Annotated in this window: 17 protein-coding genes; 12 read left to right on the top strand and 5 right to left on the bottom strand. The window is 65.5% G+C overall.

Annotation, left to right across the window (positions count from 1 at the left end; genetic code table 11):
• Positions 1–251 precede the first annotated feature (251 nt).
• The gene (locus ACIBK2_RS33495; protein WP_396973192.1) at positions 252–1,286 is read left to right on the top strand and encodes a hypothetical protein; all 1,035 of its coding nucleotides are present in this window, start codon (positions 252–254) and stop codon (positions 1,284–1,286) included.
• 63 nt (positions 1,287–1,349) lie between these two features.
• Here ACIBK2_RS33495 and ACIBK2_RS33490 read toward each other — a convergent pair whose 3' ends face one another.
• Both ACIBK2_RS33490 and ACIBK2_RS33485 read right to left on the bottom strand, forming a co-directional pair.
• The gene (locus ACIBK2_RS33490; RefSeq protein ID WP_396973190.1) at positions 1,350–1,934 is read right to left on the bottom strand and encodes a hypothetical protein; all 585 of its coding nucleotides are present in this window, start codon (positions 1,932–1,934) and stop codon (positions 1,350–1,352) included.
• A gap of 279 nt (positions 1,935–2,213) precedes the next feature.
• On the bottom strand, positions 2,214–2,465 hold the full coding sequence (locus ACIBK2_RS33485; RefSeq protein WP_396973188.1) for a glutaredoxin family protein: 252 nt from the start codon (positions 2,463–2,465) through the stop codon (positions 2,214–2,216).
• 162 nt (positions 2,466–2,627) lie between these two features.
• On the opposite strand from ACIBK2_RS33485, the gene ACIBK2_RS33480 reads away from it, so the two are divergent.
• Entirely contained in the window at positions 2,628–3,212 is a 585-nt protein-coding gene (locus ACIBK2_RS33480) for a hypothetical protein (RefSeq protein WP_396973186.1), read from the top strand.
• Here the strand turns inward: ACIBK2_RS33480 and ACIBK2_RS33475 are convergent.
• The gene (locus tag ACIBK2_RS33475; RefSeq protein WP_396973184.1) at positions 3,191–6,205 is read right to left on the bottom strand and encodes a BTAD domain-containing putative transcriptional regulator; all 3,015 of its coding nucleotides are present in this window, start codon (positions 6,203–6,205) and stop codon (positions 3,191–3,193) included. The genes ACIBK2_RS33480 and ACIBK2_RS33475 overlap by 22 nt on opposite strands.
• A gap of 90 nt (positions 6,206–6,295) precedes the next feature.
• On the opposite strand from ACIBK2_RS33475, the gene ACIBK2_RS33470 reads away from it, so the two are divergent.
• Together ACIBK2_RS33470 and ACIBK2_RS33465 are read left to right on the top strand one after the other, a co-directional pair.
• Positions 6,296–6,982, top strand: a complete 687-nt coding sequence (locus ACIBK2_RS33470; protein WP_396973182.1) for a phosphotransferase family protein — start codon at positions 6,296–6,298, stop codon at positions 6,980–6,982.
• Positions 6,983–7,085: 103 nt separating this feature from the next.
• Positions 7,086–7,490, top strand: a complete 405-nt coding sequence (locus ACIBK2_RS33465; protein ID WP_396973181.1) for a hypothetical protein — start codon at positions 7,086–7,088, stop codon at positions 7,488–7,490.
• A gap of 3 nt (positions 7,491–7,493) precedes the next feature.
• On the opposite strand, the gene ACIBK2_RS33460 is transcribed toward ACIBK2_RS33465, so the two are convergent.
• A complete protein-coding gene (locus ACIBK2_RS33460; protein WP_396973179.1) occupies positions 7,494–8,249 on the bottom strand; it encodes an AAA family ATPase in 756 nt (251 codons plus the stop codon).
• Positions 8,250–8,430: 181 nt separating this feature from the next.
• Between ACIBK2_RS33460 and ACIBK2_RS33455 the strand changes: the two genes are divergently transcribed.
• From ACIBK2_RS33455 to ACIBK2_RS33430, 6 genes are all read left to right on the top strand, one after another.
• Positions 8,431–8,769, top strand: a complete 339-nt coding sequence (locus ACIBK2_RS33455) for a hypothetical protein (protein WP_396973177.1) — start codon at positions 8,431–8,433, stop codon at positions 8,767–8,769.
• 90 nt (positions 8,770–8,859) lie between these two features.
• Complete coding sequence (locus ACIBK2_RS33450; protein ID WP_396973175.1) at positions 8,860–9,465, top strand: TetR/AcrR family transcriptional regulator; 606 nt, start codon at positions 8,860–8,862, stop codon at positions 9,463–9,465.
• A 12-nt stretch (positions 9,466–9,477) separates the two neighbouring features.
• Positions 9,478–11,007, top strand: a complete 1,530-nt coding sequence (locus tag ACIBK2_RS33445; protein WP_396973173.1) for a flavin-containing monooxygenase — start codon at positions 9,478–9,480, stop codon at positions 11,005–11,007.
• Between the two features lie 25 nt (positions 11,008–11,032).
• Positions 11,033–11,848, top strand: coding sequence for a mycofactocin-coupled SDR family oxidoreductase (locus ACIBK2_RS33440; RefSeq protein WP_396973171.1), 816 nt, complete (start codon positions 11,033–11,035; stop codon positions 11,846–11,848).
• Positions 11,849–11,966: 118 nt separating this feature from the next.
• On the top strand, positions 11,967–12,623 hold the full coding sequence (locus ACIBK2_RS33435) for a VC0807 family protein (protein ID WP_396973169.1): 657 nt from the start codon (positions 11,967–11,969) through the stop codon (positions 12,621–12,623).
• A 120-nt stretch (positions 12,624–12,743) separates the two neighbouring features.
• Entirely contained in the window at positions 12,744–13,097 is a 354-nt protein-coding gene (locus ACIBK2_RS33430; protein ID WP_396973167.1) for an HPF/RaiA family ribosome-associated protein, read from the top strand.
• A 3-nt stretch (positions 13,098–13,100) separates the two neighbouring features.
• Here the strand turns inward: ACIBK2_RS33430 and ACIBK2_RS33425 are convergent, their stop codons facing one another.
• On the bottom strand, positions 13,101–13,550 hold the full coding sequence (locus tag ACIBK2_RS33425; RefSeq protein ID WP_396973165.1) for a hypothetical protein: 450 nt from the start codon (positions 13,548–13,550) through the stop codon (positions 13,101–13,103).
• Between the two features lie 152 nt (positions 13,551–13,702).
• On the opposite strand from ACIBK2_RS33425, the gene ACIBK2_RS33420 reads away from it, so the two are divergent.
• Both ACIBK2_RS33420 and ACIBK2_RS33415 read left to right on the top strand, forming a co-directional pair.
• Entirely contained in the window at positions 13,703–14,659 is a 957-nt protein-coding gene (locus tag ACIBK2_RS33420; RefSeq protein ID WP_396973163.1) for a GlxA family transcriptional regulator, read from the top strand.
• 108 nt (positions 14,660–14,767) lie between these two features.
• The gene (locus ACIBK2_RS33415) at positions 14,768–15,484 is read left to right on the top strand and encodes a class I SAM-dependent methyltransferase (protein WP_396973161.1); all 717 of its coding nucleotides are present in this window, start codon (positions 14,768–14,770) and stop codon (positions 15,482–15,484) included.
• The last annotated feature ends 34 nt before the right edge of the window (positions 15,485–15,518 follow it).

The following is a 15,518-nucleotide window of genomic DNA, read 5'->3' as shown; positions in this document are numbered from 1 at the left end:
GCGCACGAAATTGCTGGAGATAACGTGCGCGCGGCCATGACTTGTGCACGGCATCTGGCGGTTTTCGGTCGGCGGGATGTCCGGTGGGTGGGATTGGGAGGCGACGGAAGGGGACGCGGGGTGTTAGGACGGGCGGTGTGAATCCGATCGGGCCGCTCGGCGTTGCCGACGAAGGTTTTAATCATCAGATTGTCGATACCGTTGCGACGGTTGGCACCAGTGACTTGGCGTGGGCCGAGAAGGTTTGTGCGATGGCTTGTGCGCCGGATGGGTCGGTGCAGTTGGGGTTCGGGTTGGGGCAGTACAAGAATCGGAATGTGCTCGATGGGTATGCGGGGGTTTCGCGCGGGGTCGAGCAGATTACGGTGCGGGGGAGTCGGACGTTGATGCCTACGCCGGAGGATTTGGCGGTGGGGCCGATCGAGTACGAGATCGTGCGGCCGCTGCGGCAGATTCGGTTCAGCTTGGCGGAAAACGATTGTCAGCCGGTGGCTTTCGAGTGGACCTTCGAGGCGGCGTTGCCTGCGCAGCTGGAGGATCGGACGCATATGCGGCGGGGGTATCGGGTGATGTCGGATCTGGTGCGTTATCACCAGATCGGTACTGCCACAGGGTGGGTCAGTATCGACGGGGTGCGGACCACGTTCGAGGATTGGGTGTCGACCAGGGATCACTCGTGGGGTGTGCGGTACGACGTCGGGGTGCCGCTCGGTGATGTGGAGTCGATGGATTTGCCGCCGGAGGTGTCGTTCCGGATGATCTGGGCGCCGATTCTGATGACTCGGCCGAACGGGTCACGGTACGGGCTGCACCTGCACTACCAAATCGTGCAGATGGACGGGTTTTTCAGCAAGACGGTGATGGGTGGGGTCGAGTATGCGGACGGTCGGTTCGAGAAGTGGAAGGATCTGGTGCCCGAGCTGTCCTTCGACCCGGACAACCGGCGGCTGCTCGGCGGTGAGATCCACGCGACGACGGAGGACGGGACCGAGCGGGTGCTGAAGGTAGAAGCCCTGTCGGACACCGGGTTTCATCTCGGTGCCGGCCTCTACTTCGGATTCGAAGGGCGGCACCACGGTTCGTGGCTCGGGCCGGGGCTGCACGTGGACGGCGAGCGGATCGAGGACTGCTCCACCTATGAATCCGCCCGCCGCCTACATCAGATCCGCGACACCGTGGTCCGGGTCACCGATTCCACCGGTGCGACCGGTATCGGCAACTGTCAGCCGATCATCACCGGTGGCGACGAATCGCTCGGGTTGACCCAAGCATCGTCTTTCATGTGAATCTCGGACCACGACGGAGGGTTCGGGAGGGACCAGCCTGTGGTAGCCCGCCCGAGCTTTCGGCTAGTCGGCGGCAACCCACTTCAGGCCGCTGTTCTTCGAGTTGAACTGGATGTCATCGCTGAATGCCACTGTCACGGTGCCCATTCCGGGCTTCGACCAGTTCCCGGTATCTGGTTTGACGTCGACCAGCACCGTGTGCATCGTTCCATCGCAGGTCGACTTCTTGTCCTCACCAACAGGGATAGCCGCGAATCCGGTGCCTTCAATAGGATCGGCGGCTTTCTCGCCCTCCTTGGCCTCTTTGGCGTCTTCTGCGACTACGACGCTGATCTTCGTATGCTTCGCGCCTTCGGCGCACGTGTAGAGGACGTTGACCGTCAGCTTCTCTCCCTTCGAGTCGGCAGCGACACCGGCGATGCCGATGGACTCTCCTGCCCCGGCTGACGCCATGCCACCCATACCGATCTGCATCGCCGCGGCGATCGCCAGCGCGCTGCCGGCCAGAACCTTCGATGTACGCATAGAAACGCTACCTCCCATTGCTGTTTCGGCGACGCCGGTAGCCGAGCCAAGAGCCACCTGCGCGTCATGGATTCCTGGCAAAACTGCCATCTGAAACTGTGAAGCAGACTCTGGCGTGCTCATGAGAATTTTTGAACAGCGTCCATCGCATTGTCCGGGGCCCGATTGCAGGCATGAATAACAGGCTGCAAGGGCAGGCTATGTGCGGCGGCCACATGCCTTACCAGCGGAATCAGATGGATCGCGGAAAGGTTAGCGCATCCGGTGAGGTGCGGCAAAATGCCAGCTCAGCAGGGGTATTCGTGAATAAGCGAAATGCTCTGAAATGACTGAAAATTACACCCATCCAGAACTGTCGTGGCAACGAATACCTTATTGGAGTTCGAATTGTCTGCCGACTGATTACCCCGCCAGCGCGGCGCGGATCTCCCCGATGCTCGGGTTCACCAGTGCACGCCCGTTCACGAGCACGGTCGGCGTGATCTCGTCCCCGCCGGTGATCGCCCGCACCTCGGCCGCCGCCTTTGGATCACGGATGTCGACGCGACGGAACGGGATTCGCGCAAGCCGCAGTCGGGTGCCGAGCCGCAGGCAGAAGGGGCAACCCCAGCGCCAGTAGACGGTGATGGGATCGGACGGTCCGGAATCGGTCATCGCTAGTCCTCGGTGCGTTCGTTGTCCTGGGCGGCCGGTGCGGGTCTTTTCGAGCGTATACCTGCGCTTTCGTTCGTGTCAGCGCCGTATCAGCGGGTGCCGCGACTCTTTCGATCATGCCGAGGCGCCACCGGGGCGCAGCCGCTGACCAAGGAGCACGAGATGAGCACCGACACCCTGCGGAAGTTCCGTCCGACCACCGTCACCCTCGCCGCGGTCGCGCAATTCCTGGTGGCGGGGGCATTCCTGAGCACGCCTGCCATCCGCGCCCGCTTCGGCGCCGAATCGCAGGCGGCGGCGGTCGCCGATATCGAACGACAGGGACACGACGGACAGGTGCTGGTGGACACCAACATTCGCTTCGACGCCAGTGGTTTCGAGTCGGCCATTCCGGGATCGGTGGCGGCGGCGCTCGCCGCGCTCGCGGCGCTGAATCTGTCGGGCAGCCGGGTCGGCCGGATCGTGTCGCTGGTGTTCGCGCCGATCGTGATCGCGGGTAACTACGCGATCATGGCTAGCAACAAGGGCGCCGCCCAGGCGGTCGAGCAGGTCTTCGAGAAGACCGGGGACGCCAGCGTGCGCGAGATCGACATCCAGTCGTTCCTGGATGCCGCCGAATCGGTGTACCCGAGCTGGCTGCCCGCGCTGGTGCAGGGGCGGTCGGCGACCATTACCGTCGGTTCGGCCCTGGTCGTCTTGCTGCTGACGCTCGGTTCGGCGCGGGCCTACTTCCGCAAGGAAGTCTGACGTACATGCGAGCGCAGGAATTCCGTTGCCGCGGTGGGCGTCAGCGTGGCGGTGCGGTCGAACGCCGCAGCGAAGGCGTCGGCGCCGAGCAGCTCGCGGGCGCGGTCGGCAGGGGCGAGCAGGTTGTCGTAGCCGCGGCGATCCTCGGTGCCGAGCAAGGCGGCCGCGACACCGACCAGGTGGGCAGCCGTGGTCGGATCGCCAACGCGCACAGCGAGTGCGGCGTGCAGGTGCGTCTGCCCGGCGAGGTCCTCGGCTTGCGCGCCGTCGAGGTCGGCGGTGGCCAGCACGCGGCGGGCGGTGATCGGATCATCATCCAGTATCGCGATCTGCGCTCGGAAAGCCGTGCACCACAGGCGGACCCGCGCTCCGGACGGCGTGCGCGCGAGTCCGGTCTCGATGCCGTCGAGCTCGCGCAGTGCCGCCGTCCGCTCACCTTGTCGCAGCAGGAGTTCGGCGGCGGCGAGCCGAACGTAGGCCACGGTGCGCGGCTCTCCGGCCTGTTCGGCGTGCTGCTGGGCACGAGTCAGAGCGCTTTGCGCACGGTCGAGTTCGCCGAGCCGGGCCAGTGCGGTGGCGAGTTCCGCGCCCGCGGCGGCGGCGTCGCCCGCGCTGCCGAGTTGCTCGATCGCTTCGGCGGCGCGGCTGAGCCCGCTGATGGCCGCGCGGAACTCGCCGCGGCGCAGTTGATAGTCGGCGATCGAGCGCAGTGTGGTCGAGAGTCCGAAGCGGTCGCCGGCGGCCTCGAATTCTCGTTTGGCTTCGGCCAATTGAGTGTCGTCCTCGGCGGAGAGCAACAGTGCCATGCCGCGTTCCCAGCCGGACAGTTCGGTGCGCGACGACCATGTGGTGACGTCGCGGTTCTCCAGAAATGCCGGGGCGACGAGCAATAACGTTCGTCCGGGCGAATCCGGCCTGCCCATTTCGATTCTCGCAGTGACATCACCCGCCTCGATCGCCCCGGTTTCGTAGCGAAGTAGCCCGTCGAGCACTGTCCTTATGGCACAAAGACTTTCAGATGATTCGCCGGGAACCTCCAGCACCGCCCGCGTCCAGCGCAGTCGCTCGGTGTGAATGCCACGCAGTGTCCAGTACCAGAACAACGCGGCGACCAGCCGGAGGCCGAGATCGGCGTCGGCGGTGTCGACCGCGAATCGCAGTGCGGCCGAAAGGTTGTCGCGTTCGGCGTCGAGGCGGGCGAGTGCGGTCAGCTGGTCTGCGGTGCGCAGTTCCAGCTCGGAAGTCTCGGCGAGACGCAAGATATAGCGCGCATGCTCGGCGCGGACAGCCTGCTCGCGACCGGACTCCGCCAGACGTTCCACTGCGTAGGACCGGATCGTCTCCAGCATCCGATAACGCTCACCGTGGCGCTCCACCAGCGACTTGTCCACCAGATCGGTGAGCGCGTCCGGGTCGGCCACGGCATCGAGCGTCGCCCCTGCGGGAAAGACCGCGAGCCACATCGCCAGTGCGCGTTCGGATTCCGACAGCGGTGCCCAACTCCACTCGATGACCGCGCGCAACGTGCGATGCCTCGCGTCGGCGGTCCGGCTCCCTCGGTCGAGCAGGGCGAACCGGTCGTCCAGCTTGGCGGCGATCTGAGCGACGGAGAACGTGCGTAGCCGAGCCGCTGCGAGCTCGATGGCGAGCGGCAGTCCATCGAGCCTGCGGCAGATTTCGATCACCTCGGCCGTGTTGTCCGCGGTGCACCCGAAGTCGGGGCGAACCGATTTCGCGCGCTCGACGAAAAGCCTTATGGCAGAGAAAGTTTCGGGCGCTGCGGTGGTCTCAGTCGGCCAAGCGAGCGGGCCGACCTGGTGCAGGTGTTCGCCGTCGATCAGTAACGGTTCCCGACTGGTGGCGAGGATATGCAGCTCGGGGCACGCGCCGAGCAGCCGGTCCGCCAGGTCCGCGACCGCCTCGACCAGGTGCTCACAGTTGTCCAGCACCAGCACGACCTGCTGGCGCGCGAAGAACTCCGCCAACCGATCCACCGGATCGCCGCTCGGCTGCTCCAACAGGCCGACCTCGCGGACACCGATCGTGGTGAGCAATGCGGAACCGACCTGAGCCGGGTCGGTCACCGCGGCCAATTCGACAAACCAAACGGCCCCCGCGGCTTGCTCGGCCACCTCGATGGCAAGCCGCGTCTTGCCCGCCCCACCGGGGCCGACCATGGTGATCAGTCGCGCGGTGTCCAGGAGCGCGGCCAACTCGGCCACCTCCGCCGCACGGCCGACAAAGCTGGTCACCTGCGCCCGCAGGTTCGTCCGCCGTCGCGGCCGCTGTGGTTCCTGCCGCAGGATCGCCAGCTGCAACTCGGCCAGCTCGGGCGACGGATCGACGCCCAACTCATCAGCGAGCCGTTCCTTCACCCACTCATACGCATCGAGCGCAGCAACCTGCCGCCCACCCGCGTACAGCGCCCGAATCAACAACGCGTGCACCGGTTCCGCCAGCGGATGCGCCTCGGCCAGCCCACGCACTTCGTCCAGCACGTCATGACCGGCGGCGATTTCGAGCCCGAGCCGCTGCTCGGTCGCCGCCAACCGCAGCCCGTCCAACCGCACCGCCGCCTCACCCGCGAACCGCAACTCCCGCAAATCACTCAGCGCGGGCCCCCGCCACAACCCCTCGGCCTCCCGCAAGGTAGCCAGGTCCGCGGACTCCCGCCCCGCCGCCACCAACTGCTCGAACCGAATCAGATCCACCTGCACCGGATCGACCACCAGCCGATACCCAGGCGCCCGCCCCTCCACCAGTTCCGCACCGATCGCCCGCCGTGCCCGAGACACCAACGCCTGCAGCGCATTACCGCCCTTCGCAGGCGGCCGCTCCGCCCAAATCGCATCGATCAACGTCTCCGCCGAAACCACCCGCCCCGCCGCCATCGCAAGCCGAGCCAGCAATGCCCGCACCCGAACCCCCGGAATCTCCACCGGCAGCCCGTCCGCCCCCCACACCTCGAACGACCCCAACAGCAACACACGCACGTACTACAGCCTGCCGCACCGTGGACTCAGTGGATGGGCCGCCTGGAAATTCGGTCGACCGGCGAGGTCGCCCCAACTACGGTCGGGTGCGTGTTCGATCGACCTCTTGATGAGGAGCAGGCCACCGAAATCCTCCGTCTCGTATGGCCGGATGTGGTCCAACCGCTTTCCCACATCAGCGCCTATCTCGACGACGCGCAGATCGCCCACGTCTACCGGCAGTTGGGCGCGACCCTCGCGGCGATCCATCACATCGAGCAGTCCGCCTACGGCTATCTGACGACCCGAATACTCGATCCGGAGCCGGACAACACCGCCTACATGACGCGCCAGTTCGCCAAGAAACTCGCCGAGTTCGAGGAACTCGGTGGCGACTCCGCACTGCACGCGGCTATCTGTGCCTACGTCGCGAAACGAATTCATCTATTCCGTCGCCGCGCGGCTCCGGCGTTGTGCCACAACGATTTCCACGAAGGCAACATTCTCGTACAGCAAGACGCAGGCAACTGGACGGTGACCGGTTTCGTCGATGTGGAGAACGCTGTTGCCGCGGACCCACTCCTGGATCTCGCGAAGACCGACTACTACGCCATACGCGGTAACCGGGTAAAGCGAGCTGCGCTGGAGCAGGGCTATGGCCCGTTGCCCGACGACTGGTCCGAGCGATCGACGCTCTATCGCCTCTATCACGCCCTCGAGCTGTGGGACTGGTTCGCGTCCCTCGGCGAGACGACGCCGTTGCCCGGTATTGCCGACGACATTCGCGGACTGATCTGAAGCATTCGGCCGTTTGTGTCACAGAAGTGGGCTGGGGGAGTGAGGATGCAAGGTATCTCGCTGGGGCGTGGTGCTCCGGCGCCCAGGACTTAGGACCGAATTCATGGCGGATCGAACCATCTGGATGCGAGTCGGGGTTATTGCGGGAATGGTCGGGGCCGCGGCGGTGGGTGTCATGCCGGGCGCGGGTGCGACGGTGACGCAGGTCGGTATGTCGCCGGGGATCAATTTCGGTTCGGCGACCAATTATGGGACCGGTTGCACTTATCAGGCGAAAGCGAAGTTGACCGATGTGGTGCAGCCGGTTGTGTTCTACGACAACGGGATTCCGTTCGCCACGGTGAAACCGTCCGGCGGCGTCGCGCTGGTGGATTGGGTGCCCGCGACGCCGGGGTCGCACACGATCAGTGCCGTGCAGGCGCCCGATGACAGCGTGGCCGCGAGCGTGGACCTGCGGGTCGGCAACGGCGTGCATCTGGGGTACGGCTGCAATGTGTTCGGCGGCTGAGCGCTACTCCTCGTCGACCAGGTGGCGCAGGTAGCGGTCCGGATCGGCGAGGAAGTCCCTGGTCAGGCGGACCGGTAGCGCCTGGTCGTAGCTGACCTCGCCGATGTCGCCGTCCTCGGCGATCTCGTAGATGGTGGCGCCGGGCAGCGCGAGCAGGATCGGCGAGTGGGTCGCGACCACGAATTGGCAGCCCTTCGCGGTCAGGTCCGACAGCAGGGCGAGCACGGCCATGCAGCCACGGGGTGACAACGCCGCCTCCGGCTCGTCCAGCAGGTACAGACCGTTCGGGAAGAAGCGAAGCCGCATCAGGTCCACGAACGACTCGCCATGGGAGCGCTCGTGCGGCGATACGCCACCGAAGACCGCCAGCTGCTCAGGCCCGAGCTGCTCGGTCTGGGTGGCGACGTTGTAGTACGACTCGGCGCGCAGAAAGAACCGGCTGCGCGGCTTGTCGATGCCCCACTTCACCACCAGATGGTCGCCGAGGACCGACTCGGTCGAGCGGGTGGTGAAGCGATAGTGCTGGCTGCCGCCCTCCGGATTCATGCCGAGGGCGACCGCGAGCGCCTCGACGAGCGTCGACTTCCCGCTGCCGTTCTCGCCGACGAAGAACGTCACGCCCGGCGACAGCGCGAGGCCACCCAGCTGGGCGAGATGCGTCACGGCGGGCAGGCAGAACGGATATTCGTCCATGTCGACGCCGTTCGACGCGAGCCGTATCTCGCGGAGGAATCCAGGTCTGTCGACGTCCTTGCGCACGCCCCATGGTAAGTGCGAAGACCGCATGCGGAATTGCCTGGTCAGAATTTGTTTCGCCGAGTGGTGGGCGCGGCGTCCCAGGGCTACCATCTCCCCATTCAGACGCCGAGCGGAGGCCAGTGCTGTCGCGGACTCCGCTCGGGACTTCCGTGAGCGGCGCGCTGTCGTCAGGGGGACGGTAATGATCAGGGTCGAACTCGACATCCATTCCGACAAGCCCAATCCGAAGTGGCAGTTGGCGCCGGGGGACGAGGCGCAGCTACACGGTTTGATTGCCGCGGCACCGCGGTCGACGGTGGGCGATGTCGAAAACGCCAGTGCCTACCGGGGTTTCATCGCGCGGTTGTCGGACGAGGAGATCCTGCGCGTGCGGCGCGGCATCATCGAGATCGCGCGCGGCGAGCAGCGCACGTATCGCACCGACGGCGATCGCGCGGTCGAACGGTGGCTGCTCGCGACCGGGCGGCCGACGCTCGAATCGGGCGACTATCAGACTGTCGTTGCGGCACTGTGGGATTGACCCACCCGTAGCCCGTCAAGGCTCCTGTCCTCGTCGGAATTAGTTGACACACTCTTGACGCTTTGAACAAATTGACGCAATATGTTCAACATGAGCAGCGCGGCGCAGGACGCACCCTGGGGAGAAGCCTCGATCGAACTGGTCCAAGGTGCGGCGGAATGCGTTCGGCGCTTCGGGGTCAACGGTTTTCGGCTGACCGAGGTCGCCAAGATCGCCGGAGTGTCGCGCGGGACGGTCTACAACGGCTTCGGCGACAAGGAAACCGCGATCAACGCCGGGCTGGCGTACCTGTGCAACGCCTTCATCGAGGGACTGGCGGCGGGCGTGCGGCCGCTGCCGACGCTGCGCGATCAGATCGGCGCGGCGGCGGCGATGATCTACGACCACGTCAAGACGCCGCAAGCCTTTTCGCCCGCGCTGCGCACCGAAAGCATCATCGTCACGCTGCTGGAGCATTACGGCGACAACCTGTGCCTCAGCTGGGCCACCTTCTGGGCGACGCTGGTCACCGAGGCGCAAAACCGCGGCGAAGTGGATCCCGGGCTGGAGCCGCTGCATGCGGGTGACTGGATCGTGCGCGTGCTGCTCAGTTTGGAGATCTTGCCGTTCGCGGTGGCCGGTTTCGGCAGCGCGGACGACGTGCGGGCGCGTACCAGCGACTTCCTGCTGAACGGTCTCGCACCCCGTGTCACCTAGAGAGTAGAAACAATGGCAAGTGCAGACTTCGAGGTCGCGATCATCGGAGCCGGGCCGGGTGGTATCACCGCGGCGCATCACCTATTACGTTCCGGGATAACGAATTTCGTGATTCTTGACCGTGCTGGCGATTTCGGCGGCAGCTGGCGCGACAATGTGTATCCCGGCCTGGCCGTCGACATACCGACCCTGTTCTATCAATTCCCCTTCGCCCGCAAGGCCGACTGGTCGCGGCTGTTCCCGGAGGGCGCCGAGATCCAGCGATACAACCAGCAGGTTGCCACGGATCTCAACCTGTACAAGTACTTTCGCGGCAACTGCACGGTAGAGCGTGAAGTGTGGGACGACGAAGACCAGTTCTGGGTGCTCGACATCGCCGGGGATGAGCCGGTCCGGGCACGGTTCGTCATCAATGCCGTCGGCGGATACATCAATGCGAAATCGACCGACACCATCCCGGGCACCGACGAATTCGGCGGGACGATACTGCGGCCGAACGCCTGGGATGCCGGATACTCCTGTGCGGGTAAGCGAGTGGCGGTGATCGGCACCGGATCGAGTTCGGTGCAGATCGTCGCGGCGGTCGTCGACGAAGCCGAGCAGGTAGATGTCTATCAGCGAACACCCTCCTGGATCCTGCCCAAGCCCGACTTCGCTTTTTCGCCACGCGCGCAACGGATTCTGGCGCTTCCCGGCGTCGGCGCGGTGATCAACGGATCCGTGCTGGCGATCATGGAGCTGCCGCTGCAACTGATCTGCAACGTGCTGCCGGTGCTGCCGCGCAAACTGCTCGCCACCGCGCTGCCCCAGTACGACAAGATCTGGCGTGGTCTATATCGAATCCTGTTGCGGAGCAAGGTAAGCAATGAAGCAGACCGGAAGTCGATGGTGCCGCGCTACGGCATTCTCGCCAAGCGACCCGTGCTGTCGAGCAGCTTCTTCACCGCGCTCGAATCGGATTCGGCGTCGCTAGTGACGAATCCGATCGAGCGAATCACCGCCGACGGCATTCGGACTGCCGACGGCACGCAACGTCCGTACGACCTCATCGTCTTGGCGACGGGCTATGAACTGTTCACCGATCCCGAGACCTACCAGGCCGGAAAAACTCTGGGCCCCAACGGTTTCGATCTAGCCGACGAATACCGCAGCAACGGACTGCGCAGCTACGGCGGCTCGGCCCACCCCGGCCTGCCCAACCGCTGGTCGCTGGTCGCGCCGCAGGGGTTCGTCGGCGCGGCCTGGCATACCTTCGTCGACCTCACCGCGCGCCATGCCGTCCGGGTCATCACCGAGGCCGGACGACGGAAAGCCACTGTGGCACAGGTCCGTACCGAAGCGTTCGGTCGCTGGGTCCGCAAGATGAACCGGCACGGCAAGCTCATCAGCACCTACACCGTCGACTGCAACCCCGGCCTGCGTACCTATTTCGTCAACTCGCAAGGCGAGGCGCTCTACTACCGGCCGCAAACCATCAGTGGCGCACTGTGGTTCAGCCGGTTCTCGCCCATCGACGACTACTCGTTCACAGCACACAACTGAATCCATCGAGAATCGAGGGAACACTATGACCGCACTCGCCGGAAAAGTCGCACTGGTGACCGGAGCCGCTCGCGGACAAGGACGTTCGCATGCGGTCCGGCTGGCCAGGGCCGGCGCCGATATCGTCGCCATCGACGTCTGCGCGCAGGCCGCGCCGTTCAGCGGATATCCGATGGCCGAGCCCGAGGACCTGGCCGAGACCGCCCGCCTGGTCGAGGGCGAGGGACGCAAGATTCTGACCAAGCAGGTGGACGTGCGCGACCTGGCCGGGCAGCAGGACGTCGTGGCCGACACCATCGCCGCCTTCGGCCGCCTCGACATCGTGGTCGCCAATGCCGGAGTGTGCAGTTGGGGTCGGCTCTGGGAGATCTCGGCCGAACAGTTCCAGGAGGCCATCGACGTGAACCTGGTCGGGGTATGGAACACGCTCAAGGCCGCGGTGCCCGCGATGATCGAGGCGGGCAACGGCGGATCCATCATCACCGTCAGTTCCGTGGCGGGCGTCAAGCCGCCCCCGGGCTGCGGCCATTACGCCGCAAGCAAATTCGGCGTCGTCGGCATGACGAAGTCGCTGGCGATCGAGCTCGGTGAATACGGCATCCGGGCGAACACGGTGCTGCCGTACGGCACCAACACCCCGCTCGGCAACGACACGTCGATGTACTCGATGTTCGAAAAGCACCCCACCTTCGTCTACAGCTTCCAGCCGAACCTGCTGAAGACCGACGCACTGGTGGAACCCGAGGAGATCTCCGAGGTGGTGGTGTGGCTGGCGGGCGATTCGTCGGGTGTCATCACCGGCGCCCAGATCCCCGTCGACAAGGGTTACCTGGCCAGGTAACCCCCCATGACATCTGTCATGCCGCAGTCGTGATGGTTGACAGATCTGCTCACTCGTCGGCGTCCGTAGCGTCAATTCTCATAGCGCACCGCCGAATACACCGACGAGGAGCACCCCGATGACCACCATCACCAACACCAGCACGGTCGATCAGCCCACCGAGTCGTCCGGCGGCGTGCGCACCTGGCTCGCGCCGCTCGCCCGCGATATCGCCATCCCGGTGGGCGCCTACTTCGCCATGCACAAGCTCGGTTACAGCGATTTCGCCGGCCTGCTGGCAGGCACCGTGCTCTCCGCCGCGATGCTGATCTTCCTGGCGATCCGGTCCCGGCGCCTCGAGGTGATGTCGGCAATCATCCTGTGCGGCTTCGTCGTTGGGCTTGTCCTCTCGTTGATCACCGGCGACCCCCGGCTGATGATCGCCAAGGATTCCGCGGCGACGGTGCTGATCGGTCTCGCCTTTCTGATCAGCGCCATGATCGGCAAACCGCTGATCTACCTGGCGGCGCGCAAGGGGATCGCCGCGGGCGGCCAGGCAAAGTTGGCCGAATTCGAAGAGGCCTACCGCACCAATCCCGACAAGCGCAGGGCGTTCACCGTGCTCTCCGTGATGTGGGGCGCGGGCCTGCTCGGCGAGGCCGTGCTGCGGATCGTGCTCGCCTACCAGCTGCCGATCCACACCATGGCGTGGCTGTCGCCGGTGCTGATGATCTGTGTGATCGCGCCGCTGTTCACGGTCTCCATGCTGGCCCGCAAGCGCGGCCAACGCCCCTGATCAGTGGCGGAAAGGCCCGGTCCACGCGGACCGGGCCTTTCCGTTATGACATCGACCACAGGGTTCGCGCAGGTAGTGTCGGTTTCGTGGAGTTTGCTACCTAACGGAATGGAGAAAGCTGTGCAGATCCAGATCAATACCGGAAGCGGCATCCACGGCGGCGAAGACCTGATGCGGTGGGCGGAAGCCGAGATCGCTTCCGTGCTCGACCGTTTCAGCGATCAGCTGACGCGGGTCGAGGCCCACCTGACCGACCTGAACGGCGAGAAGGGCGGGCCGGAAGACAAGCAGTGCGTGCTGGAGGCGCGGCCCGCCGGACAGCATCCGGTGGCGGCCACCCATCGTGGGGAAACCCTCGAGGAGGCGGTTCGTGGCGCGGCGGACAGCATGGCGCACCTGCTCGACAGCAAATTCGGCCGACTGCACCACGCCAAGGGCGGCGAGACGATCCGGCATATGGCCGCGCCGGAATAAGCGTCAGGCCCCGGTCGTCGAACCCGGCCGGACGATCATCAGCACGGTAACGGCGACCCACAGCAGGTTGAAGATGCCGGTGTCCATGCCGAGTCGGCGGATCAGCGTCGGCGTGGTGCCGGGCAGGTCTGCGAGGATCTTGTGCTGGCCGGGCAGGATGAGCAGCACGAGCACGCCGGCGGCGGCCGCGGTCAGGCCGATCGAGACGACGAGCCAGGTGTTGGTGAGCACGCCGAGGCTGACCGCGGTAAGTGCGCCGAAGATCGGGACGAGAATGCCGAGATAGGCGTAGACCCGGCAGATGCGGTGCAGTGTGGCGAGCACGGCGGGTTCGCTACCGGGCTCGGCCAGGGCTCGGCGTGTGGTCGGCGCGAACATGCTCGCGGCGACCGTCACCGGTCCGACGGCGAGGATCACGGCCAGCACGTGGACCGACAGCAGAAACTTCGTCACAGCGGCGAGGCTAACGGTGAATCGGCCGGTGCGGAATAGGCGAAACTGCCACACGCCGGTTGATTCTCGCCAACCGCTTCGACATCGTCTTTTGTCGAATGGTGCAGGTCACAGGCATTGGCTCGAATCGGGTGGTCGCCTACGCTTGGGTCATGCATGTCGTGGCTGTGCTCGCGCTGGACAAGGTCATCCCCTCCGACCTCACGACGCCGATCGACGTTTTCGGCGCGGCCAGGCTGCCCGATGGTCGAGCCGCCTATCGGGTGCGGGTCTGTGGTGTCACGGAGACCGTGGACGCCGGGGCGTTCACGCTGCGGCCGCCGTTCGACCTGACGGCCTTGGCCGACGCGGACACCATCATCGTGCCCGGCCTCGCCGATCTCACGCTGCCGGTCCCGGACGAGGTCCTCGACGAGCTACGGGCGGCCGCGGACCGAGGTACGCGCATCGCATCGATCTGCGTCGGCGCGTTCATTCTCGCGGCCACCGGTCTGCTGGACGGACACCGCGCGACCACGCACTGGGCCGCCGCCACCGAGTTCGCGGCCCACTATCCCGCCATCGAGGTGGACCCGGACGTGCTCTACGTGGACAACGGCCAACTGCTCACCTCCGCGGGCGCCGCCGCGGGAATCGACCTGTGCCTGCACCTGATTCGCCGTGATCACGGCTCTGCCGTCGCGGCCGACGCGGCCCGGCTGTCCGTCGTGCCGCTGGAACGCGAAGGGGGACAAGCGCAATTCATCGTGCACGACCAGCCGCCGACCCCGCGCGGTTCGGTGCTGGAACCCGTAACACGCTGGCTGCAGGACAATTTCGCGAAGGATCTGACCCTCGACGAGATCGCCGCGCAGGCCGGGATGAGCACTCGCACGCTCAACCGGCGCTTCCGTGAACAGACCGGAACCACGCCGCTGCAATGGTTGTTGCGAGCGCGAATTCGCCAGGCGCAGTACCTACTCGAATCCACCGCCCACCCGGTGGACCGGATCGCCGGGCAGGTCGGTTTCGGTTCACCCACCGCGTTCCGGGACCGCTTCAAGCGGGTTGTCGGCACCAGTCCGCACAGCTATCGCGCAGCCTTCCACGGGTCCACCGTCGGGGGCTGAATCGGCGGAAAGCATGACACGTCAAAACGGAGACACTTACTCCGTTTCTGGTTAGAATTCATCCGTCGAATTTCCCGATCCACCATCAAGGCGAGGGACAGGTTAGCTATGACTGCCAATGACGGAACACCCGAGCTCGACCCATCGACCATCGATTTCGAACAGGCTTATCAAGGCGGCACCATCGTCGAGGGCCTGACCATGGACCGGCTGCCGTGGGAGATCGGCAGGCCGCAACCGCTGCTCGTCGAGTTCGAGCAGGCGGGCCGGATCACCGGCGACGTGCTCGACATCGGTTGCGGCCCAGGGGATACCACGATTTATCTGGCCGGCCTCGGTTATCACGTGACCGGGCTGGATTTCGCGCCGACCGCGATCGAGAAGGCGCGTGCCAAGGCGGCCGAGAGCGGTGTCACCGCGGAGTTCGCCGTCGCGGACGCGACCGTGCTCACCGGCTACGACGGCCGGTTCGACACGGTCGTCAGCAGTGCCCTCGCGCATTGCCTCGATCCCGAGCAGCGCAAGGCACACGTGGCCGCGCTGCACCGGGTGATGCGGCCCGGCGCGCGATTGATCCAATTCTGTTTCTCCCAGGCCGACTACTCTGACACGTACGCCCCGTACTCGATCGGCGAGGACGAACTGCGCGCGACCTTCGTTGCCCCGGACTGGCACCTCACCGAGCTGCGCGCGGGCAAGCTGACCGCGATCAAGCCGTCACCGGAGTTCAAGGCGGTGATGGACCGCAGCGGGGCGCAACTCGAGTTCGACTCGGAGGGTTCGATGCTGCTGCCGATCTGGGTAGTGGAGGCTGAACGGGTCTGATGCCGCGACCGATGATTTTCCGATCACCGCTCCG

Origin of the sequence: Nocardia sp. NPDC050175 (assembly GCF_044459885.1) — a bacterium.
Taxonomy (GTDB): Bacteria; Actinomycetota; Actinomycetes; order Mycobacteriales; family Mycobacteriaceae; genus Nocardia.
This window is presented reverse-complemented; position numbering and strand designations above follow the sequence as displayed.

Excerpts from the sequence above, each read along its gene's own strand:
- ACIBK2_RS33490 (WP_396973190.1), bottom strand. The coding sequence starts at position 1,934 with ATGAGCACGCCAGAGTCTGCTTCACAGTTTCAGATGGCAGTTTTGCCA.
- ACIBK2_RS33465 (WP_396973181.1), top strand. The coding sequence starts at position 7,086 with ATGGCGGATCGAACCATCTGGATGCGAGTCGGGGTTATTGCGGGAATG.
- ACIBK2_RS33445 (WP_396973173.1), top strand. The coding sequence starts at position 9,478 with ATGGCAAGTGCAGACTTCGAGGTCGCGATCATCGGAGCCGGGCCGGGT.
- ACIBK2_RS33485 (WP_396973188.1), bottom strand. The coding sequence starts at position 2,465 with ATGACCGATTCCGGACCGTCCGATCCCATCACCGTCTACTGGCGCTGG.
- ACIBK2_RS33440 (WP_396973171.1), top strand. The coding sequence starts at position 11,033 with ATGACCGCACTCGCCGGAAAAGTCGCACTGGTGACCGGAGCCGCTCGC.
- ACIBK2_RS33420 (WP_396973163.1), top strand. The coding sequence starts at position 13,703 with ATGCATGTCGTGGCTGTGCTCGCGCTGGACAAGGTCATCCCCTCCGAC.
- ACIBK2_RS33455 (WP_396973177.1), top strand. The coding sequence starts at position 8,431 with ATGATCAGGGTCGAACTCGACATCCATTCCGACAAGCCCAATCCGAAG.
- ACIBK2_RS33495 (WP_396973192.1), top strand. The coding sequence starts at position 252 with ATGGCTTGTGCGCCGGATGGGTCGGTGCAGTTGGGGTTCGGGTTGGGG.
- ACIBK2_RS33415 (WP_396973161.1), top strand. The coding sequence starts at position 14,768 with ATGACTGCCAATGACGGAACACCCGAGCTCGACCCATCGACCATCGAT.
- ACIBK2_RS33450 (WP_396973175.1), top strand. The coding sequence starts at position 8,860 with ATGAGCAGCGCGGCGCAGGACGCACCCTGGGGAGAAGCCTCGATCGAA.
- ACIBK2_RS33435 (WP_396973169.1), top strand. The coding sequence starts at position 11,967 with ATGACCACCATCACCAACACCAGCACGGTCGATCAGCCCACCGAGTCG.
- ACIBK2_RS33480 (WP_396973186.1), top strand. The coding sequence starts at position 2,628 with ATGAGCACCGACACCCTGCGGAAGTTCCGTCCGACCACCGTCACCCTC.